Annotated in this window: 27 protein-coding genes and 1 riboswitch; of the genes, 17 read left to right on the top strand and 10 right to left on the bottom strand. The window is 54.3% G+C overall.

Annotated elements, in window-relative coordinates:
- Nucleotides 1-16: 16 nt before the first annotated feature.
- A complete protein-coding gene (locus CWI35_RS07115; protein WP_025038991.1) occupies nucleotides 17-1,201 on the bottom strand; it encodes a class I SAM-dependent rRNA methyltransferase in 1,185 nt (394 codons plus the stop codon).
- Between the two features lie 142 nt (nucleotides 1,202-1,343).
- Nucleotides 1,344-1,451, top strand: a riboswitch (TPP riboswitch).
- 106 nt (nucleotides 1,452-1,557) lie between these two features.
- On the opposite strand from CWI35_RS07115, the gene tenA reads away from it, so the two are divergent.
- The 9 genes from tenA to CWI35_RS07070 are packed head-to-tail and all read left to right on the top strand — an operon-like array spanning nucleotide 1,558 to nucleotide 8,854.
- The gene (gene tenA, locus CWI35_RS07110; protein ID WP_011230122.1) at nucleotides 1,558-2,241 is read left to right on the top strand and encodes a thiaminase II; all 684 of its coding nucleotides are present in this window, start codon (nucleotides 1,558-1,560) and stop codon (nucleotides 2,239-2,241) included.
- 23 nt (nucleotides 2,242-2,264) lie between these two features.
- Nucleotides 2,265-2,855: an ECF transporter S component gene (locus tag CWI35_RS07105; protein WP_011230123.1), complete on the top strand. Its 591-nt coding sequence runs from the start codon at nucleotides 2,265-2,267 to the stop codon at nucleotides 2,853-2,855.
- Nucleotides 2,856-2,869: 14 nt separating this feature from the next.
- Nucleotides 2,870-4,324, top strand: a complete 1,455-nt coding sequence (locus CWI35_RS07100) for an ABC transporter ATP-binding protein (protein ID WP_119877627.1) — start codon at nucleotides 2,870-2,872, stop codon at nucleotides 4,322-4,324.
- Nucleotides 4,321-5,103: an energy-coupling factor transporter transmembrane component T family protein gene (locus CWI35_RS07095; protein WP_011230125.1), complete on the top strand. Its 783-nt coding sequence runs from the start codon at nucleotides 4,321-4,323 to the stop codon at nucleotides 5,101-5,103. Before CWI35_RS07100 ends, CWI35_RS07095 begins: the two co-directional genes overlap by 4 nt.
- 16 nt (nucleotides 5,104-5,119) lie before the next feature.
- A complete protein-coding gene (gene tenI, locus CWI35_RS07090; protein WP_011230126.1) occupies nucleotides 5,120-5,725 on the top strand; it encodes a thiazole tautomerase TenI in 606 nt (201 codons plus the stop codon).
- 3 nt (nucleotides 5,726-5,728) lie between these two features.
- Nucleotides 5,729-6,862, top strand: coding sequence for a glycine oxidase ThiO (gene thiO, locus CWI35_RS07085; protein WP_011230127.1), 1,134 nt, complete (start codon nucleotides 5,729-5,731; stop codon nucleotides 6,860-6,862).
- Nucleotides 6,859-7,062, top strand: coding sequence for a sulfur carrier protein ThiS (gene thiS / locus CWI35_RS07080; RefSeq protein WP_011230128.1), 204 nt, complete (start codon nucleotides 6,859-6,861; stop codon nucleotides 7,060-7,062). Before thiO ends, thiS begins: the two co-directional genes overlap by 4 nt.
- 2 nt (nucleotides 7,063-7,064) lie before the next feature.
- A complete protein-coding gene (locus CWI35_RS07075) occupies nucleotides 7,065-7,832 on the top strand; it encodes a thiazole synthase (RefSeq protein WP_013146257.1) in 768 nt (255 codons plus the stop codon).
- Complete coding sequence (locus tag CWI35_RS07070; protein ID WP_023634429.1) at nucleotides 7,829-8,854, top strand: thiazole biosynthesis adenylyltransferase ThiF; 1,026 nt, start codon at nucleotides 7,829-7,831, stop codon at nucleotides 8,852-8,854. Before CWI35_RS07075 ends, CWI35_RS07070 begins: the two co-directional genes overlap by 4 nt.
- A gap of 361 nt (nucleotides 8,855-9,215) precedes the next feature.
- On the opposite strand, the gene CWI35_RS07060 is transcribed toward CWI35_RS07070, so the two are convergent.
- The gene (locus tag CWI35_RS07060; RefSeq protein WP_011231214.1) at nucleotides 9,216-10,094 is read right to left on the bottom strand and encodes an IS982-like element ISGsp1 family transposase; all 879 of its coding nucleotides are present in this window, start codon (nucleotides 10,092-10,094) and stop codon (nucleotides 9,216-9,218) included.
- Between the two features lie 294 nt (nucleotides 10,095-10,388).
- Here CWI35_RS07060 and CWI35_RS07050 point away from each other — a divergent pair, with 294 nt between their 5' ends.
- Both CWI35_RS07050 and CWI35_RS07045 read left to right on the top strand, forming a co-directional pair.
- Nucleotides 10,389-11,444: an RNA-guided endonuclease TnpB family protein gene (locus CWI35_RS07050; protein ID WP_119877625.1), complete on the top strand. Its 1,056-nt coding sequence runs from the start codon at nucleotides 10,389-10,391 to the stop codon at nucleotides 11,442-11,444.
- 228 nt (nucleotides 11,445-11,672) lie between these two features.
- The gene (locus CWI35_RS07045; protein WP_011230132.1) at nucleotides 11,673-12,944 is read left to right on the top strand and encodes a hemolysin family protein; all 1,272 of its coding nucleotides are present in this window, start codon (nucleotides 11,673-11,675) and stop codon (nucleotides 12,942-12,944) included.
- Between the two features lie 84 nt (nucleotides 12,945-13,028).
- Here CWI35_RS07045 and CWI35_RS07040 read toward each other — a convergent pair whose 3' ends face one another.
- Nucleotides 13,029-13,241, bottom strand: a complete 213-nt coding sequence (locus tag CWI35_RS07040) for an alpha/beta-type small acid-soluble spore protein (protein WP_011230133.1) — start codon at nucleotides 13,239-13,241, stop codon at nucleotides 13,029-13,031.
- A gap of 289 nt (nucleotides 13,242-13,530) precedes the next feature.
- Here CWI35_RS07040 and CWI35_RS07035 point away from each other — a divergent pair, with 289 nt between their 5' ends.
- The gene (locus CWI35_RS07035; RefSeq protein ID WP_011230134.1) at nucleotides 13,531-13,773 is read left to right on the top strand and encodes a hypothetical protein; all 243 of its coding nucleotides are present in this window, start codon (nucleotides 13,531-13,533) and stop codon (nucleotides 13,771-13,773) included.
- Between the two features lie 82 nt (nucleotides 13,774-13,855).
- On the opposite strand, the gene CWI35_RS07030 is transcribed toward CWI35_RS07035, so the two are convergent.
- The 3 genes from CWI35_RS07030 to CWI35_RS07020 all read right to left on the bottom strand — a co-directional run bounded on the left by CWI35_RS07030 (nucleotide 13,856) and on the right by CWI35_RS07020 (nucleotide 16,415).
- A complete protein-coding gene (locus CWI35_RS07030) occupies nucleotides 13,856-14,968 on the bottom strand; it encodes an ABC transporter ATP-binding protein (protein WP_011230135.1) in 1,113 nt (370 codons plus the stop codon).
- A 128-nt stretch (nucleotides 14,969-15,096) separates the two neighbouring features.
- A complete protein-coding gene (locus tag CWI35_RS07025; RefSeq protein WP_011230136.1) occupies nucleotides 15,097-15,987 on the bottom strand; it encodes a PucR family transcriptional regulator in 891 nt (296 codons plus the stop codon).
- Between the two features lie 239 nt (nucleotides 15,988-16,226).
- A complete protein-coding gene (locus CWI35_RS07020; protein WP_011230137.1) occupies nucleotides 16,227-16,415 on the bottom strand; it encodes a hypothetical protein in 189 nt (62 codons plus the stop codon).
- 115 nt (nucleotides 16,416-16,530) lie between these two features.
- Between CWI35_RS07020 and CWI35_RS07015 the strand changes: the two genes are divergently transcribed.
- Entirely contained in the window at nucleotides 16,531-16,932 is a 402-nt protein-coding gene (locus tag CWI35_RS07015) for a hypothetical protein (protein ID WP_011230138.1), read from the top strand.
- On the opposite strand, the gene CWI35_RS07010 is transcribed toward CWI35_RS07015, so the two are convergent.
- From CWI35_RS07010 to CWI35_RS06995, 4 genes are read right to left on the bottom strand one after another with little or no spacing between them, the layout of a single operon-like run.
- Entirely contained in the window at nucleotides 16,892-18,058 is a 1,167-nt protein-coding gene (locus tag CWI35_RS07010) for a YheC/YheD family endospore coat-associated protein (protein ID WP_011230139.1), read from the bottom strand. The two genes, CWI35_RS07015 and CWI35_RS07010, sit on opposite strands and share 41 nt — an antisense overlap.
- The gene (locus tag CWI35_RS07005) at nucleotides 18,052-19,401 is read right to left on the bottom strand and encodes a YheC/YheD family endospore coat-associated protein (protein ID WP_011230140.1); all 1,350 of its coding nucleotides are present in this window, start codon (nucleotides 19,399-19,401) and stop codon (nucleotides 18,052-18,054) included. Before CWI35_RS07005 ends, CWI35_RS07010 begins: the two co-directional genes overlap by 7 nt.
- On the bottom strand, nucleotides 19,379-20,464 hold the full coding sequence (locus CWI35_RS07000; protein WP_020278974.1) for a YheC/YheD family endospore coat-associated protein: 1,086 nt from the start codon (nucleotides 20,462-20,464) through the stop codon (nucleotides 19,379-19,381). The genes CWI35_RS07005 and CWI35_RS07000 overlap by 23 nt, the downstream gene beginning before the upstream one ends.
- Nucleotides 20,465-20,470: 6 nt before the next feature.
- A complete protein-coding gene (locus CWI35_RS06995; RefSeq protein WP_011230142.1) occupies nucleotides 20,471-21,547 on the bottom strand; it encodes a YheC/YheD family endospore coat-associated protein in 1,077 nt (358 codons plus the stop codon).
- A gap of 126 nt (nucleotides 21,548-21,673) precedes the next feature.
- On the opposite strand from CWI35_RS06995, the gene CWI35_RS06990 reads away from it, so the two are divergent.
- From CWI35_RS06990 to CWI35_RS06975, 4 genes are all read left to right on the top strand, one after another.
- The gene (locus CWI35_RS06990) at nucleotides 21,674-22,807 is read left to right on the top strand and encodes a DUF445 domain-containing protein (RefSeq protein ID WP_042381801.1); all 1,134 of its coding nucleotides are present in this window, start codon (nucleotides 21,674-21,676) and stop codon (nucleotides 22,805-22,807) included.
- A gap of 71 nt (nucleotides 22,808-22,878) precedes the next feature.
- On the top strand, nucleotides 22,879-23,238 hold the full coding sequence (locus CWI35_RS06985) for a YlbF/YmcA family competence regulator (RefSeq protein WP_021322507.1): 360 nt from the start codon (nucleotides 22,879-22,881) through the stop codon (nucleotides 23,236-23,238).
- Between the two features lie 133 nt (nucleotides 23,239-23,371).
- Nucleotides 23,372-24,235 (top strand): Cof-type HAD-IIB family hydrolase, encoded by an 864-nt coding sequence (locus CWI35_RS06980; protein ID WP_011230145.1) that lies wholly within the window; start codon nucleotides 23,372-23,374, stop codon nucleotides 24,233-24,235.
- A 214-nt stretch (nucleotides 24,236-24,449) separates the two neighbouring features.
- The gene (locus CWI35_RS06975) at nucleotides 24,450-25,955 is read left to right on the top strand and encodes a coproporphyrinogen III oxidase (protein ID WP_031206558.1); all 1,506 of its coding nucleotides are present in this window, start codon (nucleotides 24,450-24,452) and stop codon (nucleotides 25,953-25,955) included.
- Nucleotides 25,956-25,974: the final 19 nt, after the last annotated feature.

The raw sequence follows: 25,974 nt of genomic DNA, 5'->3' as shown, positions 1-25,974 counted from the left end.
CTTTGAGGGCGGCTCGTCACCGCCGGGAATGCACTTCGTAAATGGCGAATTTTAAGTAGTCGCCTTCTTCCGCGGCAAGGAGTTTCGGGTGGTCGTAGCCGGCGCCGTTCCAATATACTTGGCGCAGCACTTTTTTCGCGTCAAATGCCGCATCAGCGATCATCTCTTGAAATAGGTGCGGGCGGACGTGGTACGAGCAGCTTGATGTGACGAAAAAGCCGCCGTCTTTGACAAGCTTCAATCCGTTTAAGTTAATGTCTTTATAGCCGCGCAGCGCCTTCGGGACGGCATGGGCCGATTTCGCGAACGCCGGCGGGTCGATGATGACGACATCCCACTGTTTGCCGGCGCGCACCGACTCGCGCAAATAGTCGAAGGCGTTGGCGACGACAAATTCAACGTTCGTGAATCCGTTTAACGCGGCGTTCCGTTTCGCCGTTTCGATGGCATGTTCAGAAATATCGACGGCAGTAGCATGTTTTGCCCCATACAGACAAGCGTTTAGCATAAACGAGCCGGTATGGGTGAAGCAGTCGAGCACGGTTGTCTCCGGACCGATGAGCGGACGAAGAGCGGCGCGGTTTTGCCGTTGGTCGAAGAAAAAGCCGGTTTTTTGTCCGTTTTCAATATCGACGATGTATTTCACGCCGTTTTCCTCGATTTCGATTTCCGTTTCCGCTTCCCCGTACCAAAAGCCTTTTTCTTGTTTGAGACCCTCAAGCTCCCGAACGGACACATCGTTGCGCAAATAAATGGCCCTTGGGGCAAACACGTCAAGCAAGCCGCGCAAAATCCAGTCTTTCCGCCTTTCCATGCCGAGCGCCAAAATTTGCACAACAAGCACATCTTCATATTTGTCGACGATCAATCCGGGCAAAAAGTCGGCTTCGCCATAGACGGCGCGGCAGGAGCGAACGCCGGGAATCATCCGTTCACGGTACGCCCACGCCTGACGGATGCGGTCGATGAAAAAGCGCTCATCGAGTTCATCGTTTGGGTTTTGCGTCAAGACGCGGACGATGATTTGCGAAGCGGGGTTGATATATCCTTTCGCCAGCCAATACCCTTGATGATTGTAAACGTCAACGAAGTCGCCCGGCGCAGCATCGCCTTCGATGCGGTCGACTTCACTTTGAAAAATCCATGGATGCCCTTGCTCAAGCCGTTTTTTCCGTTCTCTTTTCAGGATGACCTTCGCCATCGTTTCCACTCCCATTCCGTCGTCAATTGCTGCGTTTCCATCATAGCGGATTGCAACGCATAGCGCAACGTCGGAGAAAAAAAGATTGACAATCGTTCGTGCCATGGTATGATTAAGTGTAAAGAAAACTGAAAATTGCACCATCATCCACTAGGGGGGCCTTTAGAAAGGCTGAGATCAAAGTGTGCCTTTGAGACCCTTAGCACCTGATCTGGGTAATGCCAGCGTAGGGAAGTGGAGGAGCAGCACAGCAAGGCTAGGCTTTGCCTTGCCAACGTCGCATGCCCACGCCGCTTTCTTTACGCCAATCGGCAAAGGAAGCGGCGTTTTTATTTTGCCAAAAAGGGGGAAAACGAATGTCATTTGCCAAACAATTGCGCCAAGCGGCCGATCCGATCTGGCAGGCGAGTTTCCGCCATCCGTTTGTTCAGGAGCTTGGCCAAGGGACGCTTGCGCGCGAGAAGTTTCGCTATTACGTGATGCAAGATGCCTATTATTTGCGCCATTTTGCCCGCGTGCAGGCGATCGGGGCGGCGAAATCGCCGGATTTGGCGACGACAGCCCGGTTGGCGCACCATGCACAAAGCACGTGCGAAGCCGAGCTGTCTCTGCATGAAACGTTCGCCGAGCTCTTGGGCATTACAGAAGAGGAAAGGGCGGCGTTCATTCCGGCGCCGACGGCGTACGCCTATACGTCGCACATGTACCGCGCGGCGTACGAAGGGCATCTCGGTGATGTTATCGCCGCCATTTTGCCGTGCTACTGGCTGTATTACGAAATTGGCGAGCGCTTGAAAACGTGCCGCCCGAACGATCCGATTTATGAAAAATGGATCGGCACCTACAGTTCGGACTGGTTCCGCTCGCTTGTGGAAGAGCAAATCGCGCGGCTTGACGACATCGCTGACGAGGTCACCGAAGAGGATCGCCATCGGATGAAGCGGCATTTCCTCATCAGCAGCGAATATGAGTACGAGTTTTGGGAGATGGCGTATCGGCTTGAGCAGTGGCCGTCGGCTGAATTGGCGGCGAGCCGTTGACGTGAGACAAGGAGGAGAACAGGATGGAAGTGAAGACAAAAGGGTTAAGATTGGTGGATATTTTAACGACGATCGTCATTGCGATTGTGTTTGGCGTTATTTACAAATTATGGGGACCGCTATATAGCGCGGTGGGAGCAGTAGGGTTTCATCTCGATCAATTCATTTACGGCATGTGGTTTATCGCCTCCTCGCTCGCTTATTTGCTCATTCGCAAGCCAGGGGTGGCGTTGCTCGCGGAGATTGCGGCTTCGTCCGGCGAGCTGATCATGGGATCGCAATGGGGGCTTGAAGTGCTCATTTACGGGGTCGTTCAAGGGCTGTTGGCCGAGCTCGTCTTTGCCGCCTTCCGCTATCGGCGCTTTGATACGTTCGTTGTATCGCTCGGCGCGGTCGGGGCGACGATTGGCTCGCTCATCATGGACTTTTACAAAGGCTATATTGAGGCGCTCGCCCCATGGAATATGGCGCTCTTTTTGCTGGCGCGTTTTATCGGCGCCATCCTCATCTCCGGCGTGCTTGCTGTTTCATTGGCGAAAGCGCTCGAAAAAACTGGAGTGACGCAAATGTGGCGGCCGGCCTCGAAAGACGATTACGATGCATTGAACCGGTAAGGCGGCGAATGGCGATGAAACAAGCAATTGCGATTGATCGGCTGCGCCTGAAATTTCCCGGGAGCGACGGGCTGCTGTTTCGCGACTTGTCGCTTTCGATTGCCGAGGGGGAGAAAGTGCTCCTCCTTGGTCCGTCTGGATGCGGCAAGTCGACATTATTGCAAGTGATGGCTGGCATCATTCCCCGCTCGATTGATGTGCCGATGAAAGCGGAGCGCCTTAAGCGGCCGGAACGGTGGGGCTATGTTTTCCAAGATCCTGATGCGCAATTTTGCATGCCGTATGCGGACGAGGAAATCGCTTTTGCCCTCGAAAATCGAAGTGTGCCGCGCCACGAGATGCCCGTCCGCATCCGTGCCCTGCTGAACCAAGTCGGTTTGGAGATCGCTCCGCATACGGATATTCATACGCTTTCCGGTGGAATGAAGCAGCGATTGGCTCTTGCTTCGGTGCTGGCGCTTGAGCCGGATGTCTTGTTTTTGGATGAGCCGACGGCGCTGCTTGATGAAGAAGGGACGAAGGCGGTATGGCAAACGGTGAAGCAGGTGGGCCGCGGCAAAACGGTCATCATCGTCGAGCATAAAATTGACCATGTGCTCGACTTTGTGGATCGCATTGTCTTGTTCGGCCGCGATGGGCGCATCATCGCCGACGGCGAGGCGAAGGCGGTGTTTTCCGACTATAAAGACGTCATTGCCGCTGAAGGGATTTGGTATCCAGGCGTCTGGGATGACTATGACCGGACGGCAAGGCGGCGAAATCGCCATCAAGGCGAGGAGCTTCTTCGCCTCGCCCGTTTTCGCGGGTTCCGCGGCCGGGAGGCGAAAATCTATGTTCCTGAAGCAACGGTGCACGCCGGCGAATGGATTGCCGTCACCGGAAAAAACGGCGCCGGTAAAAGCACGTTGCTGCACGCGCTTATGCAACTCATCCGCACGGACGGAGAGTATATGCTGCTAGGCGCCGACATCAAGCGGCAACACCCGCTTTACCGCCATATTGCGTTCGTTTTCCAAAATCCGGAATGGCAATTTGTCGCCCATTCCGTTCGCGAAGAGCTCGCCTACTCGCTTCGGCTTGAGAGGCGGCCGAAAGAGGAAATTGAGGGAATCGTCGACCGTCTGTTGCGTGAATTTGACCTTGTTGAGCAGCAAGACCAGCACCCGTACCAACTGTCGGTCGGACAAAAGCGGCGGTTGAGCGTCGCCGCTTCGATCGTCGCCGGCCAGCGCCTCTTTTTGCTTGATGAGCCGACATTTGGGCAAGATGCAAAAAATACGTTCGCGTTGCTCGAAATGCTTGAAGCATACCGTGAACAAGGGGCGGCGATCATGATGGTTACACATGACGAACAAATCGTCCGCCGCTTTGCGACGAGACAGTGGGTGATTGAAGATGGGGCGCTCGTTCGGGACGAACGGCTTGACATCCGAGAGCCGGTGTTGGCGGAAGGTGGGGCAGGGCGATGAAATGGGAGGTTCGCTGCCGCGAGACATGGCTTCATGAGACGAACCCGAGTTTGAAGCTCATTGTGCTTGTCGTGCTCTTTTTCGCTGTGTTGTTCATTCATAACCCGAACGTGCTGATTAACGTTTCGCTCGCTCTCTTCGTTTTGTTTTGCTTTGGCACCGGCTATCCGGCGAATGTGTTGTTTTGGCTGTTTTTGCCGTTTTTCCTCGTGTTTGTTTCGACGGCTTCATCGATGATGATGTTTGGCGAGGGAACGACGACATGGGTTCGCTGGGGGCTCATCCATGTTACAGCGGAAAGTTTTTGGCGCGGGGTGCACATCGGGTTTCGCGCTTTGGCGCTTGGGCTTCTCGGATTGATTTTTTCGCTGACGACCCGGCCGGTTCCGTTGTTTTATTCGCTCATGCAGCAGTTGAGACTGAAGCCAAAGTATGCGTACAGTTTTTTGGCGGCCGTTCGCCTATTGCCGATTATGCTTGAAGAGTTTCAGGCGATCCGCTATGCGTTAACAGTGCGCGGCGTGCCGAATAAGGGCGTCCTCAGCAAAGTGAAGCGCTACGCCATTCCGCTGTTGTCGCAAAGCATCCGCCGCGCCCAGCGCATCGCCGTGGCGATGGAAGCGAAACAATTTTCCGGCAGCGGGCGGCGCACGTTTTATTATGAAATCGGGTTCGGCAAATATGATATTTGGCTTGTCGCCTTGTTTGCCGCTTTGATGTTCGCCGCCTACTATGTCGGTGTTCATTATCCGTATATTTCTATAAGCGATGTACGGTAGAAAGAAAGGGATGGCGATGGGGGTTCTCCATTTCGTTTCCACCGGGCGTCAGACGGTTGACGAATTTGCCGCGATTTGTGCGCACACCCATCCGTATGCCGACCTGATTCATATTCGCGAAAAAGGGAAGACGGCGCGTGAAGTGGCGGCGTTTGTCGCGGCACTGCTTCGCGTCGGGGTGCCGCTGCAAAAAATCATCGTCAATGACCGGGTTGATGTCGCCGCTGTCTACGGTGTCAAAGGTGTGCAGCTTGCTTATCACAGCCTGCCGGTGCGCGCCGTCCGCCGCTCGTTTCCGGACTTGACGGTTGGTTGCTCGGTGCACGGGTCGGAGGAGGCGAAACAGGCCGAACAGGATGGCGCTCACTTTTGTTTGTATGGCCATATTTTTCCGACGGACAGCAAGCCCGGTTTGCCGCCGCGCGGTCTGGACTCGCTTGCGGAAATCGCGGCCGCCGTGTCCATTCCAGTCATCGCCATTGGCGGCATTCACGCCGGCAACGCTCGTCGGGTGCTGGAAGCGGGCGCAGCCGGGGTGGCAGTATTGTCGGCTGTTTTTTTCGCTGCTGACCCCGTTGCTGAGGCTAAACGGCTGGCAGACATCGTGAAAGGGAGGGGATAGGGGATGACGCATCGGTATGACGTCGCCATCGTCGGCGGCGGGGTGATTGGGGCGGCCATCGGTTTTGAGCTCGCCAAGCGGCGGCATCGCGTCGCCATTTTTGAAAAAGGAACGATGGGAAGCGGGGCGTCAAGCGCGGCAGCCGGCATGCTTGGGGCGCAATCCGAGTTTTCGACGTCAAGCCCGCTTGTGCCGCTTGCCTTGCAAAGCCGAGCTCTCATGCCGGCCTTGGCTGAAGAGCTGAGGGAGAGGACCGGCATCGATATCGGCCTTGTCGAAAAAGGATTGATCAAACTAGCGACAACGGAAGAGGAAGCAGACGATCTCTATCGCCATTATACATTTTGGCGGGGCATAGGCGAACCGGTGCAGTGGCTCACGAAAGGGGAGGCGCTTGAAATGGAGCCGCGTCTTGCGGCGGAAGCGCTTGCCGGCGCGATGTACATCCCTGGCGATGGGCAAGTGAGCGCTCCAGATTTGGCCGCCGCTCTTGCCTATGCCGCCGCCTCCGCCGGCGCTTGTCTGTACGAGTATACGGAAGTGTTCGACATCCGTTCCGACAGCAGTGGGCATGTGTTAGACACAACAGGCGGGACGTTTGCCGCCGAGGCGGTCGTCATCGCTTCCGGCGCTTGGGCGGCGCGGCTCGGCGCGCGGGTCGGGCTTTCGCTTTCCGTTTATCCGGTCAAAGGAGAATGCGTCATGGTGCGCGCCCCGGTTCCGTTGTTGCAAACGACTGTATTTGCGAAAAACGGCTGCTACATCGTTCCGAAATCAGGAAACCGGCTGCTCATCGGAGCGACGTCCACGCCCGGCACGTTCGATCGACGTGTATCGGCCGGTGGGGTGATGAACTTGCTTCACCGCGCCGCCCACCTTGTTCCGGACATCGAACAGGCGGAATGGGTGGCATCATGGAGCGGCATTCGGCCGCAGACCGAAGACGGCTTGCCTTATCTAGGCGAGCATCCGGAGCGGCGCGGCTTATTCGTCGCTGCCGGACATTACCGGAACGGCATTTTGCTCAGCCCATTGACCGGTCTGCTTGTCGCCGACTTAGTGGAGCGGAAAGAGACGGCGTTTGATCTTGCGCCATTTTCGTTGACACGCCATATCGGAAAGGTGGGGGTGGAATGACGTTAGTGATTAACGGGGAGACGGTCGCCGTGCCCGACGAGGTGAAAACGGTGGGCGATTTGCTTGCCCATTTCCGGCTTGAGAACAAGCTTTGCATCGTCGAAGTCAATGTCCGCATCATCCAAAAACATGAGTATGGGACGACGGTGCTATGCGATGGTGATCGCGTGGAAATCGTTCATTTTGTAGGAGGCGGTTGATGATGTTGAAAATTGGCCCATATGAATTTTCTTCGCGGCTGTTGCTCGGCACGGGCAAATATCCGAGCTTGGACGTGCAAAAAGAAGCGGTGGAAGCATCAGGGGCGGAAATTTTAACGTTCGCCGTCCGGCGGATGAACATCTTTTCCCCGGAGCAGCCGAACTTTTTAGAGCAGCTCGATTTAAGCAAATATAAGCTTTTGCCGAACACCGCCGGGGCGAAAACGGCCGAAGAAGCGGTGCGCATCGCCCGACTCGCCAAGGCATCCGGATTGTGTGATATGATAAAAGTAGAAGTGATCGGCTGCGACAAAACGCTCCTCCCAGACCCGATCGAGACGTTGAAAGCGGCGGAAATGCTGCTTGAGGAAGGGTTTATCGTGTTGCCGTACACATCCGATGATGTCGTGCTGGCGAAGCGGCTAGAGGAGCTTGGCTGCCATGCGATCATGCCGGGCGCCTCGCCGATCGGGTCTGGGCAAGGCATCATCAATCCGCTCAATTTGAGCTTTATCATTGAGCAGGCGAACGTGCCGGTCATTGTCGACGCCGGCATCGGTGGACCGGCGGACGCGGCGCTGGCGATGGAGCTTGGCGCGGATGGGGTGCTCTTGAACACCGCTGTTTCCGGCGCGGCCGATCCAGTGAAAATGGCGAAAGCGATGAAGCTGGCGGTGGAAGCGGGCCGGCTCGGCTATGAAGCCGGACGCATCCCGAAAAAACGGTACGCGTCAGCGAGCAGTCCAACGGAAGGAATGAGTGTTGTTTGAACGAACGGTATTCCCGGCAGCAACTATTTGCACCGATTGGCGAGGAAGGGCAAAAGAAAATACGGGGAAAGCATGTCGTGTTAGTCGGCGCCGGAGCGCTCGGCACAGGCAACGCCGAAGCGCTCGTTCGCGCCGGCATCGGCAAATTGACAATCATTGACCGCGATTACGTCGAATGGAGCAATTTGCAACGCCAGCAACTGTACAGCGAAGCGGATGCGAAGGAGCGGCTGCCAAAGGCGATCGCCGCCAAACGGCGCCTTGAACAAATCAACAGCGAGGTTGAGATCGAGGCCATTGTCGGCGACGCCGGCCCAGAAGAATTGGAAACGATCGCCCTCAAGCAACGCCCTGACTTATGGATCGATGCGACAGATAATTTTGATACGCGCCTTGTCCTCAATGACGTTGCCTACAAGTACAACATTCCGTGGATTTATGGCGCTTGTGTCGGCAGTTACGGTTTAAGCTGCGCCTTCATTCCGAACCGCACGCCTTGTTTGTATTGCTTGCTTGAAACGGTGCCGCAAGGGGGATTGACGTGCGATACGGCCGGCATTATCAGCCCAGCGGTGCAAATGGTTGTCAGCTATCAGATGGCTGAGGCGTTAAAAATTTTAGTGGAGGACTGGTCGGCGCTCCGCGGCAAGCTCGTTTCGTTTGACCTTTGGACGAACGAATACGCCTCCATTCGCATTGACGGGGTGAAAAAGGACGGTTGCCCGACGTGCGGACGTCATCCATCTTATCCGTTTCTTTCCTATGAACAACGGACAAAGACTGCCGTCTTGTGCGGGCGCGATTCTGTGCAAATCCGTCCGCCTGCCCCGCGCCAGTACGACTTGAATGAATTGGCGGAGCTGTTTCGCCGCCAAGGGCTTCAAGCGGAAGCGAACCCGTATCTTGTCTCCGTTTCGCTCGGCGACAAGCGATTGGTTGTCTTTCGCGACGGCCGTGCGCTTGTGCACGGCACGAAAGACGTGCAGGAGGCAAAGGCGATCTATTACCGCTATTTAGGTTGAAACGAGGGAAAATGAAATAAGGGCGTCCATTGATGGGAGGACGCCCTTGTTTTGTTCATCAAACTGTCAAAAAGACACCCTTCTCCTCCCTGCTTTTCCCGCCGGCAATATGGTACGATGAAAGAGGGGAAGAAAAGGGAGGGGAAGACGAATGGCCGAGTGGTCGGTGACATTCAACATTGCCTCATTGCTTGTTCTTGTGTATTTGATTGGTTCCTGTTGGCTTGAATCATGATGCGCCTCGGTTCATCCGGCGCATTTTTCTTTTTGGTTGTCTGGATTTATATGGAAGGACAACTCGCCAGCTATAGTCAGTTGGCGAAAAATTTGTTATATTTAAACCCGTGGTGCTAGTTGAGCGTCAGCGCTCAACCAGCCCTAGTGTGACCAAGGAATAAGCCAACAAGATGCCATCGAGTGCCACTTCAAACCCGGCAATGGAATTCGCTCGAATGTCGGTGATCCGGTATTGGTCTACGAGAATCGAAAACACCGTCTCGATGACTTTGCGTTTTTTCCTGATCCATTCTTCCCATGCCTTGGATGGGCCGTGCTTTTGATTGTGTCGAGACGGTGTCCAGAACGCGGCTTGGTGTTCTTCGTACAGCTTTTCTCGAAGAGCGTGGCTGATGTACCCTTTGTCCCCAAAGTTGTAGGGATGAGGGATTTGAGTCATCACCGTTTCAGCGGCTTTGACGTCGTGGCAGGACGCTTCCGTCACGACATAGCCCATGGCCAGCCCTTGATTGGTCACTTGAAGATGCAGCTTGAAACCGTAGTACCATTGCTTTTTGGAAGCACAATACCCCATATCCGCGATCCCTCGAAACCGCTTGACGCGCTGCATTCTTGCGGGATGGCACAACGGAAGAGGCAAGCTGTCGACGACCGCATAAGCATGGTGTTGGCCACGTTTCGCCAGCTCATGACGGATCCATTTGATGGCGAAACCAAGCGCTCGGCAGCGGCGGTTGTATCGGGAGCGTTCAAGAAACGAGCCGTTTGTGAACAAATTTCCCGTGACAAAACGATGCCAGGCTCGTTCGGAAGAAAAGCCCAGCAGCTTCCCCAAAAGGTGAACCGCCATGACCACTTCGTCTTCTTGCTTGACCAAGTGACGGTTGCGGCGATGAAGATACATTTGAATCAACGACAGTTGGGCAGAAACAAAACAGAAAATAGCGGCATATTGTTTTTGAAGTTTGGCTGGATCTGTAGTAAAATGAAAGTGCTCTTGCATGGGGGATCTCTCCTTTCGAATGTTGGGTGACACTTTCATTCTACTGGAGATCCGCCAGCAAGGGCTATTTTTATGCTTGTCTGAGTTTTATCTAGCACCACGGGTTATATTTAAGATAGGAAGAGCGAAAACGGCTGCTGCCGGTCGCATCGCTTTGTTTCCGCTTAGCGCGGCAAGTGTGGCTTTTACAGATTCGCGAACGAGAAAGCCCACGCTCTTTAGGCGTGGGATGAAAGTGAGCCGTTTTCTTCATATGGAAATGGCATCCTGTCATTGCTGCAAGGAGGTGAATCCATGCCGACGATCACACTAAGGCTGGAACTGCACAAGCCGACGAAAACCAAACAAGACATGTATGAACGGATGACAAAAGTGAATACCGCGTTTGCGAATTGGCTGTTGAATCATCCCGAGCTGAATCAAGCAACGAGCAAACTATTTAAAGAGTTTTCGTCGCAGCGGTTTCCTTCCGCCGTCGTCAATCAGACGATTCGAGAAGTGAAGTCCCAAAAGAAAAACCAGAAAACACATAATTTTCAAACATTATGGTGTTGCTTTAACAATCAAAACGTAAAGGTGGAAAAGAAAGGAGCGTTGTACACGGTTTCCTTCCCCACACTGGAGAAGCGAATTGGCGTGCCAGTGGTTGCGCGCCCCTACCAAGAAGCGTGGCTGAATCGGCTGCTGGACGGAACCGTCAAACAAGGGGCCGCCAAGCTCTACAAAAAGAGAAAGAAATGGTACTTGGCTGTTGCGGTCACATTTGAAGTGGAACCGCGACACGAAACAAAGGTGATGGGAGTTGATTTAGGGCTTCGCTATATCGCCGTGGCCAGCGTGGGAACGAAATCGTGGTTTTTCAAAGGGAACCAATGCGCCTTTGTGCGCCGACGATATGCGGCTTTGCGGCGAAGGCTGGGCCAAGCCAAGAAGCTTCATATGATTCGCAAAATCGGCCGCAAAGAGTCCCGCTGGATGAAGGATCAAAATCACAAAATCAGCCGTCAAATCGTGAATGTTGCGCTCGCCAACGGTGTTGGCGTGATTCGGATGGAAGATTTGACAGGCATTCGGAAACGGGCAACATCGGCTAAAGAAGCAGGACGAAGCCTTCATTCTTGGGCATTTCACCAACTACAAACGATGATTGCCTATAAAGCCGAAATGGCAGGCATTCGGGTGGAGTGGGTGAATCCAACTTATACGAGCCAAACGTGTAAATGTGGACATCGAGAGAAAGCGAACCGAAACGGCATCTGCTTCCGATGCCAAAGGTGTGGATACACTCTCCACGCCGACTTGAATGGCGCCATCAACATCGCCAAAGCGATTTCGGGCTTCGCCTCCTAACCTAGCGCACTGGTCACAGGTGCGCCGCCCATCGGGGTACACTCTAACCCGATGGGACGGGGTGATGACACACCCCTAAACTTGGGCGTTGTCCGAACCAGAAATGGAGGAGGACGCGAACGACCCAAGAATCCCACGGCTTTAGCCGTGTGGAGTGTCAAAAGCATGATTCGGCGGAAAAATGGATATGAATAACATAGTCACCATCCATAGGAGTGTGAAGATTCATTGGAAGAGTGGCCGTTAAGGTTGTTCGGGTGGTTTTTCCTCTCCCTGCTCGCCAATGCACTGTTCGCTTCAGCAGAAGCCGCGTTTTCTTCGGCAAGCAAGGCACGGTTGCGGCATTATGCGGAAGAGCATCTGCACAATAAGCGTCTCCAAGCGGTGATCGGTCAGCTTGACCGCGTGTTGTTGGCGCTTGCTGTGGCCAACCGCCTCACCAGCGTCGTGACGGTCGTGCTCTTTACGGACATTGCCGTTTCGTTGCTTGGGGAACAGATGGGCTTGTTTGCCACGCTGGCGGTGATGACAGTATTATTTGTCGTCTTCGGTGAAATTTTGCCAAAATCGATGGCGAAAGAGCATGCGGAGCAGCTCGCCATCCGATACGCCGGCCTTGCCTATGGGCTGATGAAGTTGATGACGCCGGTTACGGCGTCGCTCCAAGCCTTAAAAGATCGAATCGCCAAGAGGTTCGCCAATGGGGTGGCTGTGCCGGCTGTTACGGAGGAAGATATTAAAGTGATGGTTGAGCTGAGTGAAGAAGAAGGGGTCATCGACAACAAAGAAAAAGAATTGATCCAACGTTCGCTCGATTTTGATGAAATTTTGGTCGGAGAAATTTTCACGCCGCGTGCTGATATGGTGGCGGTGGAAGTGAACCAGCCGATTGAAGAGATTCGCGACGTGTTTTTGGAAGAGAAATATTCCCGCATCCCGGTCTATGAAGGGGATATTGACAACGTGATCGGCATTTTGTCGGAAAGCGACTTTTTCAGCGAGCTTGTGCAAAAGCGGGAGGTGCGCATCCGCGATTTGTTGCGCCAGCCGTTGTTCGTTGTCGAGTCCATGAAAGTGTCGGATCTTCTGCCGGAGCTGCAAAAAAGCAAAGTGCATATGGCGATCGTCGTCGACGAGTTTGGCGGCACCGCTGGACTCATTACGCTCGAAGATATTCTCGAGCAAATTGTCGGCGAAATATGGGATGAGCATGATGAAGCGGTGAAAACGGTGCGCCAAATCGACGAGCACAGCTTCGAGTTCAGCGCCGAACTGCCGCTGGATGAATTTTGCGAAGTGATGAACATCGACGTGCCAAGGAGCGAATCGCATACGTTGGGTGGTTGGATTTTTGAGATGTTTGAGCGTATTCCAGCAGTCGGCGAAACGTTGCAATATGGATCGCTGACGTTCACCGTCCGCCAAGTCGACAATCGGCGCATTCGCAAAGTGCTTGTCTCATTGAGCCAACCGCTTGCCGAGCAGGCGGGAGGCGCCTGATTCGCTCCCCGTTCCCATATGAAAGCGCCCCGGGCTGACTGCCCGGGGCGTTTGCCATCTATATGAAGTTGTTCGTTAAGGCGGTTATTGAATGTTTCCGAATTGGCCCCCAAGTTGTTGCTGAGCCATGGCGACAAGACGTTTCGTAATTTCGCCGCCGACCGAACCGTTCGCGCGAGAAGTCGTGTCAGCGCCGAGGTTCACACCAAATTCTTGGGCGATTTCGTACTTCATTTGATCAATGGCTTGTTGAGCACCAGCGACTAACAGTTGGTTGTTGTTATTGTTGCGTGCCATCGTTGATCATCTCCTCTTAAAAATTTTTGATGGTTGGGGTGGTTGGATTTGCACCAACACTTCACGCTGCAAGGCGTGTGCCAAGCTTGGCTGAACCCACCGGCCCACCCGCCTTTGGCTTCGCCAGCGTCCCTGTTGCAACGGATGGGTGATTTCGCTGGCGGTACTCATAGTTTGGGACGTTTTTTGCCTGTTATGCATGGTGAGAATATGGGAATTTTTAACGTTTTACCGCCGTCACCATTAGGGAATATGTAAAGATAAGGAACATCTTAGAGGAGGAAGCAGCATGAATGTATGCCCGCTGTGCAACGGGTTGCGCCGGGTGACGGTGTATTGCAGCTACTGCCGGCAACCAATGGAAGATCATGGGAAAGTTACAGATTATTTCGATGACTACAGCCCGTACATGGATGCGGACGTCATGAAGCTTGTCGACGGCTATTTGCGCACGTATACGAATCATGAATGTGTTCATTTGTTTTACTGTCCGACTTGCCATGAGGAGGAAGTGCGTTTTATCAAGGAATAAGGCTGTTGATGGAGTGGAAAGGAAAGGCGTTCCGTTTTTTCGGAACGCCTTCGAATGAATCTATATGAACAACAATGGGGGGTTACTTTTCATCCGCCGCCCGGATGCGCCGTTCCGTTTCAACGTCAAAGAAATGCGCTTTGTTCATATCAAGCGCCAGGTCAATCCGGTGGCCCGGCTTGATTTCCGTGCGGGCGTCGATGCGAGCGACCAATTCTTGGTTGTCGATGCTAAAATAGATCATCGATTCAGCGCCAAGCAGCTCGGCGACTTCGACGAGAGCGGTAACTTTCGTCGCCGGAGATGCTTCAAGGAAGAGCGGTTCGTCGTGAATGTCTTCCGGACGAATGCCTAAAATCACTTCCTTGCCGACATACCCTTGCTCACGCAACACTTTCATTTTTCCTTCCGGAATGCCAAACGATGTTTGGCCGACGACAAACTTGCCGTCTTGCAGCGTTCCACGAAGGAAGTTCATGGCCGGTGAACCGATAAAGCCGCCGACAAAAATGTTTTCCGGTTTTTCGTATACCTCGCGCGGCGTCCCGACTTGCTGGATGACGCCGTCTTTCATGACGACAAGACGGGTGGCCATTGTCATGGCTTCCGTTTGGTCGTGGGTGACGTAAATGGTCGTCGTTTCCAAGCGCTGATGGAGCTTCGCGATCTCTGAGCGCATTTGCACCCGCAGTTTCGCATCCAAGTTCGAGAGCGGCTCGTCCATTAAAAACACTTTTGCATCGCGGACGATGGCCCGTCCCAATGCCACGCGCTGCCGCTGCCCGCCGGAGAGCGCTTTCGGTTTGCGGTCCAAATATTGCTCGAGCCCAAGAATGCGCGCCGCCTCGCGGACGCGTTTGTCAATTTCCGCTTTCGGGAATTTGCGCAGTTTTAAACCGAACGCCATGTTGTCATAGACGCTCATATGTGGATACAGAGCGTAGTTTTGGAACACCATGGCGATGTCGCGGTCTTTCGGCGGCACATCGTTCATTCGTTTGCCGTCGATGTAAAGATCGCCTTTGGAAATTTCCTCAAGGCCGGCGATCATCCGCAACGTGGTGGATTTGCCGCAGCCGGACGGGCCGACAAATACGATAAACTCTTTGTCTTGAATATGTAAATTGAAGTCTTTGACGGCGACCACATTGTTGTCGTAAATTTTGTAAATATGATCAAGAATGAGTTCTGCCATAACCATCCTCCTCATCGCCGAAATCGTTTTCTTGCCATTAGTGTATAGAAAAATAGGAACATTCGTAAATGGACGAGGTGCACAAAAAATGCCGCCGATTTTCGGCGACATGACAAAAAAGCGGGGGATTACGAACGGCGCCGGTGCAAGATAGCCAAATAGACGGCTGCCGCCCCTTTGAACCGTTTGATGTCAACACCAGTTTGCTCCGTCCATTTATCGATTCGATATTGCAAACTATTGCGGTGCATATACAGCTTTTTCGCTGCCATCGAGACGTTTAAGTTGCATTGCAAAAACGTCTCCATCGCCCGCACTTCCTCCTCGTCGAATCCGTCAAGAAACGAGAGGGTCCGGCGGGCTTTCTCACTGACTGCTCCTTCTTCAAAGAGCGGAAGCGGAATGACGTCTTCCCATTCGTACACCGTTCGTTTCGGCCAAAAGCGCCGAGCGGCGGAAAAACACTCTTTTTCAAGGAGAAACGATTCATATAGCCGTTCATCGACGGAGCGGATTGGGCCGATCAATAAATGAATGGCAGTATAAAAATCAGCGGCGAGCGCCTCAGCCATGTCCGCTAACGAAGGCGGCTCCGTCGTCCGCTTTTGTTTCGCTTCGACGATCAGCCCGCGCCGATCTTGTTCCCAGACGATGGCAACCGGGGAGGAAAATAAGCCGCGAACAGCGTCAGCAAACTCCTCTTTGTTGGCGATCGGCCGGCTGGCTGTAAAATGAATGAACCGGCAATACGGAGCAGCGAGCCGAGCGAGCGCGGCTGGGTCGCCGGTTGCCATCCATCGTTTCCATGCCCGCTCCTCTTCGCTTTCCGGTTCGCGTCGGCGCTCGGCGGGGGTGAAAAAAAGCGCCAGCAATCGCCGCTCCTGCTCTGTCAATCGATGCTTGGCGATGCCGATCTCATCGCCATCGGCGGTATAAAACCATTCGTAATCTTCGGGGTGTTCCGGCTGACCGTTGATGACGATGTCCCCTTCATAAAGCGATTCGAGCTCTTTTAGCATCGCGGCGCACCACTTTCCGTCAAGGATGATGTCACGCCGAAGAGGAATCGGCGTTGTTTTCATTATACCAAATCTCCGCGAATGGAAAGAAAGACAATGGATGAAAGCGGGAAAGCCGCAGGATGAACGGGCGGCTTGGCCAACAGCGGTCGTTTCGAACGATCCCTGCCTAACGCATTAGCGGAGAGGCTTCATAAAACAAAAGGCCGACTTTCCCGAGGCGGGAAAATCGGCTCCGTTTACTGGCCGGCTTCGTACGGCGGCTCTTCTTTGACAAGATCGCGCGCTTCCTCAATGTTGACGTCATCGCCGTGGCCGTACACAGCACCTCCGGCCATCCCTTCGTTGATCATGCGGTCGATGTCCATATAGTATTCATCGCGTCCTTCGTACAATGAATCCCGGCGCTCGGCTTCATTTCGTTCCATCATCTCGCTCCTTCCTCTCATCGTTTTTCCTAAAGTTTGTCCAAAAGAGGCATACGCTATCCATGCCATTCATATGGATGAAAGAGGACAAGCGGGAAGAAAGGGGCGGCACGCGATGATCATGCTGATCAAAAAATTGCTCGAAACAACCGCCGCGGCGGAAGAAAAAGCCCGGCAGCTCGCTGAGATGGAAACGGATGAGGCATGGGCGGTCTATTTGGCTGAAGCCGAGCGGCAGCGTAAACTTTGGCAATACGTGCATTATTTAGTTGCTGGGGCTAACGCCGACGGTCGAGCGGAAAGAGAGCAAAGCAAAGCAGGCGCACCTCGTTGTGATCTCTTGCAAGCCATGGCGGCGGCTGAGTGGGAAAAAGCGATGTTATGCCAGAACGTCTGCCAAAGCTTAAATGGAGCCGCCAAACAAGCGGTTGATGCTGTGTTCCGCCAGGCGCTTCGCTACAGCGGCCAGTTTCTAGCTATGGCGTACGATGAGCGAGCTCGGCAAACAGCTGATTGAGCCTCTCAAGCCGCCGTGCCTCAATCTCCGGCTCATCAAACACCATCGGCTTGGCGTTGATTTCATAAATGTAAAGCTGCTGTTCGCTTCCGACGCCGATGTCGGCGGAAAACTCGCCGACAAAGCCAAACCGTTCGCCAAGGCGTGCGCCGCTCAAGGCAATAAGCCGCTCGAGCGCCGCTTCATCGATGCGTTCCTTGACTTCTTTGTACGGGAGGATGGTTCCGCCATGAAACACATGGGTCGTCACTGACTCGACGTCGGCCGAACGAACACCGATGCCGGTGATCGTATGGCGGCCGTTGTGCCAATGGGCGAGCACGCGCAAATCGTAGCGGCGTCCATTCCACTCGTCCGTTTCAGCCAATGCTTGGGCGATGTAGCGGCCGGACTGAATGAGTGATGCGAGCGCATCGAGCGAGCAGAACCGTTTTTGGCCGCCCGGATATTCGCAAATGGCTTCCGTCTCTGACAAGGCGGTGAGACGAAACAGCCCCATTCCTCTGGCGCCGTCATCCCGCTTCAAGTAAATGCAGCTGTATTGGCGGAGCCAAGCGCGAAGATCGGTCGCTGTTTGGACAGGCGCCGTCGGCAATAGATGCGGCCAGAGCCGGCGGTCGGACCGCAGCGCGTCATAAACGTCCGATTTGCGGAAAAAAGAGCGGTTGACAAGTGGAACGCCATGGGCGCTCAACTGGGCAGCCGCCGTTTGAAACGGCTCGCTTTCTTCTTCTTCGCGGCTTTTTACTCGATTGTAGACGACATCGGGCAGTGGAGCGGCCGCTTCGATGAAACGATGAAGCGTCGGAACGAATAGATATCCGGAGACCGTTTTCTCTCCGATGCCGGCGGCCGCACTGACGACGGAGATGCCGCCGGCTTTGTGGATGGAGCGGATGACGGTTTCAAGCCACGGCTTTTTCCCAGCCAGCAAAGCGGAAAGGGACGAGGCGCTGATCAGCACGCCGACGAGCGGTCCCACCCGTCCATCTTGCTCGCGGACGGGAAAGACGAGATCGGGAAGGACAGCGGCGGGAGCAACCCAGCCGCTGCCGAATCGATAAGGGCCGCCCGGACTGTTGCACACCCACTCGCCGGTGTCAGGACGGTAGCCGATCGTCAGCATGGCCAAAGCGCCTCGGGTTCGGTGATGGCTGTTTTGCTGAGGTGGACGGCGTAAGCGAGCGGCAACCGCGCTGTTCGTTCGTCTGCGTCCTTTAATTTTGGATGCTTAAAAATCGACCGTCCGGGTTTGGAATTGGCTTCAAACATCCAAATCCTTCCTTGTTGGTCAACACCAAGGTCAAAACCGATTTCGCCGATCAACGTTTCTGATGCTTCATCAAGGCAACGGCTGAGCGTAAGGGCGGCGTCAGAAAGACGGGCGAGCATGATTTCGCGCTCGGCGGCATCCGGGAAAATTTCTTCCAGCGTTTTGACGATGCCTCCGCTGTTCATATGGGTCGTGATGCTTTGTTTTCCAGCGATTTTGGCGGCGATGGCGCTCACTTGCCATATGCCGTGTTCGTTTTTGTTAACGTGAACGCGGAAATCAGCCGGTCGGCCGTTGACGGCAAGAAGCGGAACCGCTTGTTGGATGACATAGCGGTGAAGCGGCGCATGGGCGAGCAAATGATGCCACACCGCCATGGCGGTGGGAAACAGCACTGTTTGTATTTCTCCGCTTTCATCGCGGAACCGGCATTCATAGGCGTTTTTTTTCGCTAAATGATAAATGCCGCGGCCGAGGCTGCCGTCGGCCGGCTTGATGTACGCTTCACGGTAGCGGGCAAGAAACTGCTCAATGGTGTGTTGCGTCACGTGGGCGGACGTCGCCGGCAAATACGGCTGCGCCTTCGGATGGGCAGCGAGCCGGCGGTAAATGTCCCATTTGTTGAAAAAACACCCGTTAAAGATCGGGATGCCGTAGGTGGTTTGCAGCGTCTTCGTCATCGTTTGAAACGTTTCCTCCTTTTCGACGCGCCGGTTTGGCAACCGGTTGTAAACGACATTCGGCAACGGCACCGTATGGCGTTCCCAGCCGCGCTCTGTGTAAAAATAGCCGTTCGTCATGCCGTTTTCCCAGTCAATATGGGGCGCGCCAAACAAAAAGGCAAATCCGCCGACTTGCTTTTCTTGCGCCAGCAACTTGGCAAAAAAGAAGCTCCGGCTGCCGACCGGGCGGTGGAGCGACTTTGTGAATCCGGCGGTCAAAATGCCGACAAGCGGCCCGAAGTGAACAGCTTCATCGGTCAAAAAGACATGAACGTCAGCGGCAAATGGGATCGACAAGCATCGGGCAACGTCATGCGCCACAATCACACGGTCGACAAGACGGGGGGAAGAAATGACCCGGCATGGGGTGACAAGGCTGCCGAACGCGGCTGATGTTTGCCTAGATGCTTGGAGCGTGGCGGGAAGAATCACCGTATTTGTTTGTTGTTCGTCAATGATCAACGTGTAGGTCATTGGCTTTTCCTCCTCTGGCCAAAAACAAGCAATACCGAAGCGGCGCTTCGTACAGTTCGTTTTGTTGCTCCGGGGGCAGAAGATGCGCCACTTTTCTCCCCGGCTTGGAATTGACATCCAAAATCCACACCGCCCCGTTGTCGGTTGCACCAAGATCCAAGCCGATTTCAAACAAAGGACCGAACGTGTGATCCATATAAACTGGCAGCGTGCGGATGATCGTCTCAACGCCATCGAGCACGAAGAGACGTTTTGAAGAGGAAAGGCGGTCGAGCCACTCGGAAAACGGACGAATGTCCGCGCCGGCGCGGACGTTGGCCACCCATGCCCCCGGTCGGCCGACTCGCACGGCCCGCACCCGCTCCACCCAGCGTCCGTTTTCATCCTTTTGCAAAAGAATGCGGAGGTCAAACGGTTCACCCTCCGGGGTCGATAGCTGAAGCAATGGCTGCAGGACATACTCGCCGCGGCGGCTCCAAGAGGCGAGGAGCTGTTCCAGCTCGCTTCGGCGGGCAATGACGGCCTGTTCTTGACCGTGACTGTCTTGGACGGACAGCGCCTTCCCTTTCTTTTGAAAGATGCAAATACCGCGTCCTCCGGAGCCGTGCACCGGCTTGGCGATGGCGGCTTGTTCGCGGCGGAGAAGCGCAAGCACATCATCGGCGCGCTCAAGCCGGACAGTCGGAGGCACGTATGCGGACAAGAGCGGGTGAGAGGAGAGCGCTTCATATACGTCCCATTTGCCCGGCAGGCCATAGCCTAAAAACGTGAGGTCAGGCCGCTGCTTCAACCAGTTCATAATCGGTTTTGCTTTTTTGGACCGCTCATCATTGCCGTAAAAGCAGCGGTCATATAAAAATGGCGGAATGGCAAAGACGGCGTTTGTCCATTCGTTCGTTTCCTCTTGAAAGAGAAAGCCGCGGACGTTTTCCGTCTGCGGATCGATGCCAAGCGGCGAAAAGCGGCAGACGGAAATGCCGTAGCGTCTGGCGCATTTCGCCACCTCAGTGCAATACGTGTGGTCTTGCTGTTCGTCAAGGGTGACAAAACCGAGTGAAAGCAAAACGGTTCACTCCTTTTCCTCCATCAATGTCAAACTATAGTCGATGATCGCCTTCGCCGACGGGCGGACCGATTGGTAGGAAGCGGCCATATCCGTCTGTTTCGACGGCTTCGTATTCACCTCGATGATCCACGGCTGGCCATGGATGTCAATGGCAAGATCAACGCCAAACTCTCCATACAGTCCCTCCGCTTCCGAGGCGAGAACGGCGGCGGATTCCAGTGCGATTTCTTTCAGAAGCTGTTTTTGCTGGAACGCGTCAGCTCTCGTATACCACTTCCGCAAGACATCATTGACCGCCATCAGTTCTCCGCCGCGGGCAAGGTTAGCGACAAACTGATCGGGCGGCGCTACGCGGGCGACGGCGGAAGTGACGCGCCAATCATTGTGGCGGGCGCGATGACAAAGCAGGCGAAAATCGACCGGGCGGCCGTCGAGGGTGCGAAGCTCAAGCCCTTGTTGGATGATCATCGGCGTTCGGATTTGTTGCCGCAAAGCGGAAGCTAAAGCGTCCATCGAACGATATACGGCCGTTGAAGCGGAAGTGGAATGGCGAAGACAAATTCCGTCGTCCGAATGTTGGAGGCAGAAAATCCCTCGCCCTTGGCTGCCATAGATCGGCTTGAGAAAGACGGATGGGAAAGCGTCAAGGAACGCCTCAAGCGTATGTTGACCGCTCCAGAGCGCCGTTTTCGGCAAGTGCGGGTGCAAGTACTCGTGCCGCTCAAAATGGCAGTGCACTTCCCATTTATGCAAAAAGCGATGGTTGAACATCATCCCGTTTTCTTCGGCAAGCCGAGCGAGCAGCTCGGCAAACAAAGGGGAGCGTTCGAGCTTGCGCGAGTGAAGGCGATTGTAAACGACATCGGCTGGAGGCACGTCCCGCTTGCCCCATCCGCTTTCGGTCCACTGATAGCCGACTCCCTCTAAGTAAAGCGCCGGCGAGGACACGTAAAAAAAGAGACCACGCTTTCTAGCATATGCCGCCAATTCCTCGCAAAAATGATGGATGGATCCAAAGGCAGCCCGTTCACTTGTTTCATTGATTTCCGTCAGCACAGCCATCGTTCGTTGTTTGCTCATCGCAGTCCCTCATTTGCGCATTCGTCAGGCAAGCTCTATAATGAACAATTAGGCAAACGTTTATATCGCCATCGTATGATGACGGACGCCGTTTGGTGACAGCGGCGGGGACGGAAGGAGAAGAGGATGGAAACGTTCGTTTATTTGCTGTTTATGGTGGCGGTCGGGGCGCTCATTGGCGGGGTGACGAATTTTATCGCCATCGTGATGCTGTTTCGCCCATATGAGCCGATGTACGTGTTTGGAAAACGGCTGCCGTTTACGCCGGGATTGATTCCAAAGCGGCGGCGGGAGCTGGCCGAACAGCTCGGGAAAACGGTCGTGGAGCATTTGGTGACGCCGGAAGGATTGCGGCGCAAACTCATGGATCCGTCCTTTACGGCCGAGATGGCCGAGTGGGGGCGGGAATGGCTTCGAAAGTGGCTTGCGCGCAAAGAAACGCCGGCTGAGTTGCTTGAACGCCTCGGTATTCGCTCTCCCGCCGAGCGGCTCGAAGCGATGGCGGCCGAGCAAGCTGAGCGAGCGTATGAACGGTGGAGCGAAACGTGGCGTCTGCGGCCGATACGCGATGTATTGCCAGCGGAGTTGAAGCAGACGATGGAAGCGCGCGTCGAAAGTCTAGCGGGTTATTTGGCCGACAGGACGCTTGACTACTTTCGCAGCGAGGAGGGAAAGCAGCAGATTTCCAGCATGATCGAGCGTTTTTTCCAAGAGCGCGGGATGGTTGGAAATATGCTGCAGATGTTGCTTGGCAATGTCAATTTCGTCGATAAGGTGCAGGCGGAGCTCGGTAAATTTTTGCGCCATGCTGGCACAAGAGAGGTGCTCTCCCGCCTTCTTTGGACGGAGTGGAACAAATGGTTGGACTATCCGCTCGCAACCGTGGAAGAGATGATCGGCCGCCGGCGCATCGATGAAGCGGTGCGGTCGGCTGCCCGCCGCTTGGTGCAAAGCGGCGGCTGGCTGCATCGCCCGCTTGATGAGCTGATCGCTCCGTACGAGCAACCATTGTTTGACCGCCTCATCCCGCAGGCGGCGGCAACGGTCAGCTGCCTGTTAAGCGACAAAATCGAGGCGATTGTTGCACAGCTTGGGTTGGCGGATATTGTCCGCGACCAAGTGGAGTCGTTTTCATTACGACGATTGGAAGCGATCATTTTATCGATCGCCCGCCGTGAACTAAAGATGATTACGTATTTGGGCGCTTTGCTTGGCGGGCTGATCGGCGCCGTTCAAGGCGTCATTGGCTTATGGCTGTAGGCTGTGGCATATCGCCGCCAGATGGCGCATACGTTAGAACGTGAACGATATTCGTATAGGAGGCTCTTTTTATGTCTGAACCCCTTCATGCGCTCGCTAGACAGCTTGAGCAGGCGATTCGGGCGAGCGAGCCGTTTCAGCAGCTGAAACGGGCATACGAAGATGTCCGCCGAGATGAAACCGCCTATCGAATGTTCGCGAATGTCCGCGACATCCAGCTTCAGCTCCATGAAAAACAGATGCGCGGGGCGGCCATTTTGCCTGATGAAATCGAACAGGCGCAAAAGGCGATGGCGCTCGCCCAGCAAAACGAGAAACTCGCCCGCCTGATGGCGCTCGAGCAGCAAATGAGCATGACCATTGCCGAGGTTCAGCAAATCGCCATGAAGCCGCTTGAGGAGTTGCACCGTTCATTCATGGAAGGAAGATAGGAAAAACACCCGGTCGGGTGTTCTTTTTTTGTCCGTTTCGTCATAGTCATGAAAATGATAAGGAATGCAAAGCGGCCGCCAGCTTGCTGGCGGCGGCAAGAGAGGTTGAGACGGACAAAAGGGGGAGACAGCCGTGTATAAGCTGTTGGCGCTCAACATTGACGGAACGATTTTAAAAAACAACGGCCGCCTGCCGCGCGAAACAAAAGAGGCGGTCGACTATGTGAAGAAAAAAGGAGTTTATGTTACGTTAATCACGAGCCGCAATTTGCTTTCCGCCCGCAAAGTGGCGAAAGCGCTGCGGCTTGATGGGATGCTCATTGCATTCCAAGGAGCGATGATTGCCAGAACGCTTGATGATAGGCTGTTTGACGCCGTGATCCCTGAGGAGCGGACGTTTAATATCGTGCAAATTTTGGAAAACTTCAACTGCAACATCCGCCTCATGCATGAGCGGTATTCGCTCGGCAATCGGAAGAAAGTGAAGAAAAACCTTGTCGTGCAAACGGTTCTCTCCTCAAGCGACCCGTTTTTCTATCCGACTCAATTTGTCGATTCACTTGGCGATGTGCTGATCGACGAACCGATCGCTGTGCCGAAAATTGATGTATATTTTGCTACAGACGAAGAGAGGGATGCAGCGGCCGCTTTATTGACGAAATCGATTCCGTCCATTGATATGATTATGCAGCCAAACGGAAAAATGGAAATTGTCCCGCAAGGAGTGTCTAAACTCGCGGGGTTGCGCCGGCTGGCTCAACATATCGGCGTATCGTTGAAAGAAACGGTGATGATCGGTGACGGCCTTGACGATTTGCCGGCGATTGAAGCGGCTGGGCTCGGCGTCGCCATGGGGAACGCACCGCTTGAGGTGAAGCGGGCGGCCGACTGGGTGACGCGTTCGAACGAACAGCTCGGCGTCGCCTACATGGTGAAAGAACATTTCCGCAAACAGCAACGGATCGAGTTTTTGCAAAAACTCAAAACGAAACAGTAAGCAGCTTGAACGGGGAGCGAACCGTGAGCGGACAACTGGCGCTTGCCGTTTTCACGAAAATCATAAAAATGAGGCCGGAGCGAATGCCCGGCTTTTTTAATCTAGTTGGCCGGGCGAGAGTCATTTCCATAAAGTCGGCGGCAAAGGTGCATTCTTCCGCTTGACGAAGGAAACAGCCGTTCAGTACACTGAAAGAAGTTTGAAAGAAAAGGTGATGAACGTGCGGATCGAAATTCAAGGACTGCCGCATCCGGAACGGTTTCAGCGCCCGCTCGAAGTGATGACCGAGCTGTTCTTCGAAGCGCCGGAGCTGTCGCTCGCGCCGCTTCCCGAGGCCGATATGGCCGTTATGTTTTCCGTCAAGAAAGACGGGTGCATCGCTGTTTCTGGGACGCTTCTCGACAAGACGTCCGGGCGCGTTGAGGAAGCGAGTCATGAATGCAGCACGCCGGCGGATGCTGACGGGAAAACGTACGAAAAACAGCTGAAAAACGCCGTTTTGCATGTCTATTTGACGTTGCTTGAGCGTTCTACCGGCCTCATTCAGCCGTGGGGCGTGCTGACCGGCGTTCGTCCGGTCAAGCTGCTTCATCAGCTTTTGCGCTCAGGCCTTTCGAAAGAAGAGGCGCACCGGAAGCTGGCTGAAGAGTATTTAGTGACAAACGAAAAAATCGAATTAATGCAAGCGATCGTGGATCGTCAGCTCACGGTCGTTCCGGATTTATACGATTTGGCCCACGAAGTGAGCATCTATATCGGCATTCCATTTTGCCCAACGAAATGCGCCTATTGCACATTTCCGGCGTACGCCATCAACGGCCGCCAAGGGTCGGTCGACGCCTTTTTGGCCGGCCTTCATTACGAAATGGAGGCGGTCGGCCGCTTTTTGCGCGAGCGCGGCATCCGCATCACAACGATTTACTACGGCGGCGGGACGCCGACGAGCATTACGGCCGACGAGATGGACCGGCTGTACGCTCATATGTATGACGTATTTCCAGACGTCGACCGCGTCCGCGAAATCACGGTCGAAGCCGGGCGTCCGGATACGATTACGCCGGAGAAGCTCGAAGTGTTGAAAAAGTGGCGGATCGACCGCATCAGCATTAACCCGCAATCCTACATTCAGGAGACGTTAAAAGCGATCGGGCGCCATCATACGGTCGAAGAGACGATCAACAAGTTTCATTTAGCAAGGCAAATGGGTATGAACAACATTAATATGGATTTAATCATCGGACTGCCCGGCGAGGGTCTGGCGGAATTTACGCATACGCTCGCCGAGACGGAGCGGCTCATGCCGGAATCGCTCACCATCCACACGCTGTCATTTAAACGGGCGTCGGAAATGACAAAGAACAAACAAAAGTACAAAGTCGCCAGCCGCGAGGAAGTGCAGGCGATGATGAAGGCTGCCCAAGAATGGACAAAGGAACACGGTTATGTCCCTTACTATTTGTATCGACAAAAAAACATTCTCGGCAACCTTGAAAACGTCGGCTACGCGCTGCCAGGTCAAGAGAGCATATACAACATTATGATCATGGAAGAGCAGCAGTCGATCATCGGCCTTGGCTGCGGGGCATCAAGCAAATTCGTCGATCCGAAAACGCGGAAAATCACCCGCCAGGCGAACCCAAAAGAGCCGAAAGTGTACAACGAGCATTTCGCCGAATATACGGAAGAGAAAATCAATATATTAAAGGAAATATTTGGATAAATAACAACACCCCGGGAAC

This window comes from [Bacillus] caldolyticus, assembly GCF_003595605.1.
Taxonomy (GTDB): domain Bacteria; phylum Bacillota; class Bacilli; order Bacillales; family Anoxybacillaceae; genus Geobacillus; species Geobacillus thermoleovorans.
This window is presented reverse-complemented; position numbering and strand designations above follow the sequence as displayed.

Excerpts from the sequence above, each read along its gene's own strand:
- CWI35_RS07115 (WP_025038991.1), bottom strand. The coding sequence starts at position 1,201 with ATGGCGAAGGTCATCCTGAAAAGAGAACGGAAAAAACGGCTTGAGCAA.
- tenA (WP_011230122.1), top strand. The coding sequence starts at position 1,558 with ATGTCATTTGCCAAACAATTGCGCCAAGCGGCCGATCCGATCTGGCAG.
- CWI35_RS07105 (WP_011230123.1), top strand. The coding sequence starts at position 2,265 with ATGGAAGTGAAGACAAAAGGGTTAAGATTGGTGGATATTTTAACGACG.
- CWI35_RS07100 (WP_119877627.1), top strand. The coding sequence starts at position 2,870 with ATGAAACAAGCAATTGCGATTGATCGGCTGCGCCTGAAATTTCCCGGG.
- CWI35_RS07095 (WP_011230125.1), top strand. The coding sequence starts at position 4,321 with ATGAAATGGGAGGTTCGCTGCCGCGAGACATGGCTTCATGAGACGAAC.
- tenI (WP_011230126.1), top strand. The coding sequence starts at position 5,120 with ATGGGGGTTCTCCATTTCGTTTCCACCGGGCGTCAGACGGTTGACGAA.
- thiO (WP_011230127.1), top strand. The coding sequence starts at position 5,729 with ATGACGCATCGGTATGACGTCGCCATCGTCGGCGGCGGGGTGATTGGG.
- thiS (WP_011230128.1), top strand. The coding sequence starts at position 6,859 with ATGACGTTAGTGATTAACGGGGAGACGGTCGCCGTGCCCGACGAGGTG.
- CWI35_RS07075 (WP_013146257.1), top strand. The coding sequence starts at position 7,065 with ATGTTGAAAATTGGCCCATATGAATTTTCTTCGCGGCTGTTGCTCGGC.
- CWI35_RS07060 (WP_011231214.1), bottom strand. The coding sequence starts at position 10,094 with ATGCAAGAGCACTTTCATTTTACTACAGATCCAGCCAAACTTCAAAAA.
- CWI35_RS07050 (WP_119877625.1), top strand. The coding sequence starts at position 10,389 with ATGCCGACGATCACACTAAGGCTGGAACTGCACAAGCCGACGAAAACC.
- CWI35_RS07040 (WP_011230133.1), bottom strand. The coding sequence starts at position 13,241 with ATGGCACGCAACAATAACAACAACCAACTGTTAGTCGCTGGTGCTCAA.
- CWI35_RS07035 (WP_011230134.1), top strand. The coding sequence starts at position 13,531 with ATGAATGTATGCCCGCTGTGCAACGGGTTGCGCCGGGTGACGGTGTAT.
- CWI35_RS07030 (WP_011230135.1), bottom strand. The coding sequence starts at position 14,968 with ATGGCAGAACTCATTCTTGATCATATTTACAAAATTTACGACAACAAT.
- CWI35_RS07025 (WP_011230136.1), bottom strand. The coding sequence starts at position 15,987 with ATGCTAAAAGAGCTCGAATCGCTTTATGAAGGGGACATCGTCATCAAC.
- CWI35_RS07020 (WP_011230137.1), bottom strand. The coding sequence starts at position 16,415 with ATGGAACGAAATGAAGCCGAGCGCCGGGATTCATTGTACGAAGGACGC.
- CWI35_RS07015 (WP_011230138.1), top strand. The coding sequence starts at position 16,531 with ATGATCATGCTGATCAAAAAATTGCTCGAAACAACCGCCGCGGCGGAA.
- CWI35_RS07010 (WP_011230139.1), bottom strand. The coding sequence starts at position 18,058 with ATGCTGACGATCGGCTACCGTCCTGACACCGGCGAGTGGGTGTGCAAC.
- CWI35_RS07005 (WP_011230140.1), bottom strand. The coding sequence starts at position 19,401 with ATGACCTACACGTTGATCATTGACGAACAACAAACAAATACGGTGATT.
- CWI35_RS06995 (WP_011230142.1), bottom strand. The coding sequence starts at position 21,547 with ATGAGCAAACAACGAACGATGGCTGTGCTGACGGAAATCAATGAAACA.
- CWI35_RS06990 (WP_042381801.1), top strand. The coding sequence starts at position 21,674 with ATGGAAACGTTCGTTTATTTGCTGTTTATGGTGGCGGTCGGGGCGCTC.
- CWI35_RS06985 (WP_021322507.1), top strand. The coding sequence starts at position 22,879 with ATGTCTGAACCCCTTCATGCGCTCGCTAGACAGCTTGAGCAGGCGATT.
- CWI35_RS06975 (WP_031206558.1), top strand. The coding sequence starts at position 24,450 with ATGAACGTGCGGATCGAAATTCAAGGACTGCCGCATCCGGAACGGTTT.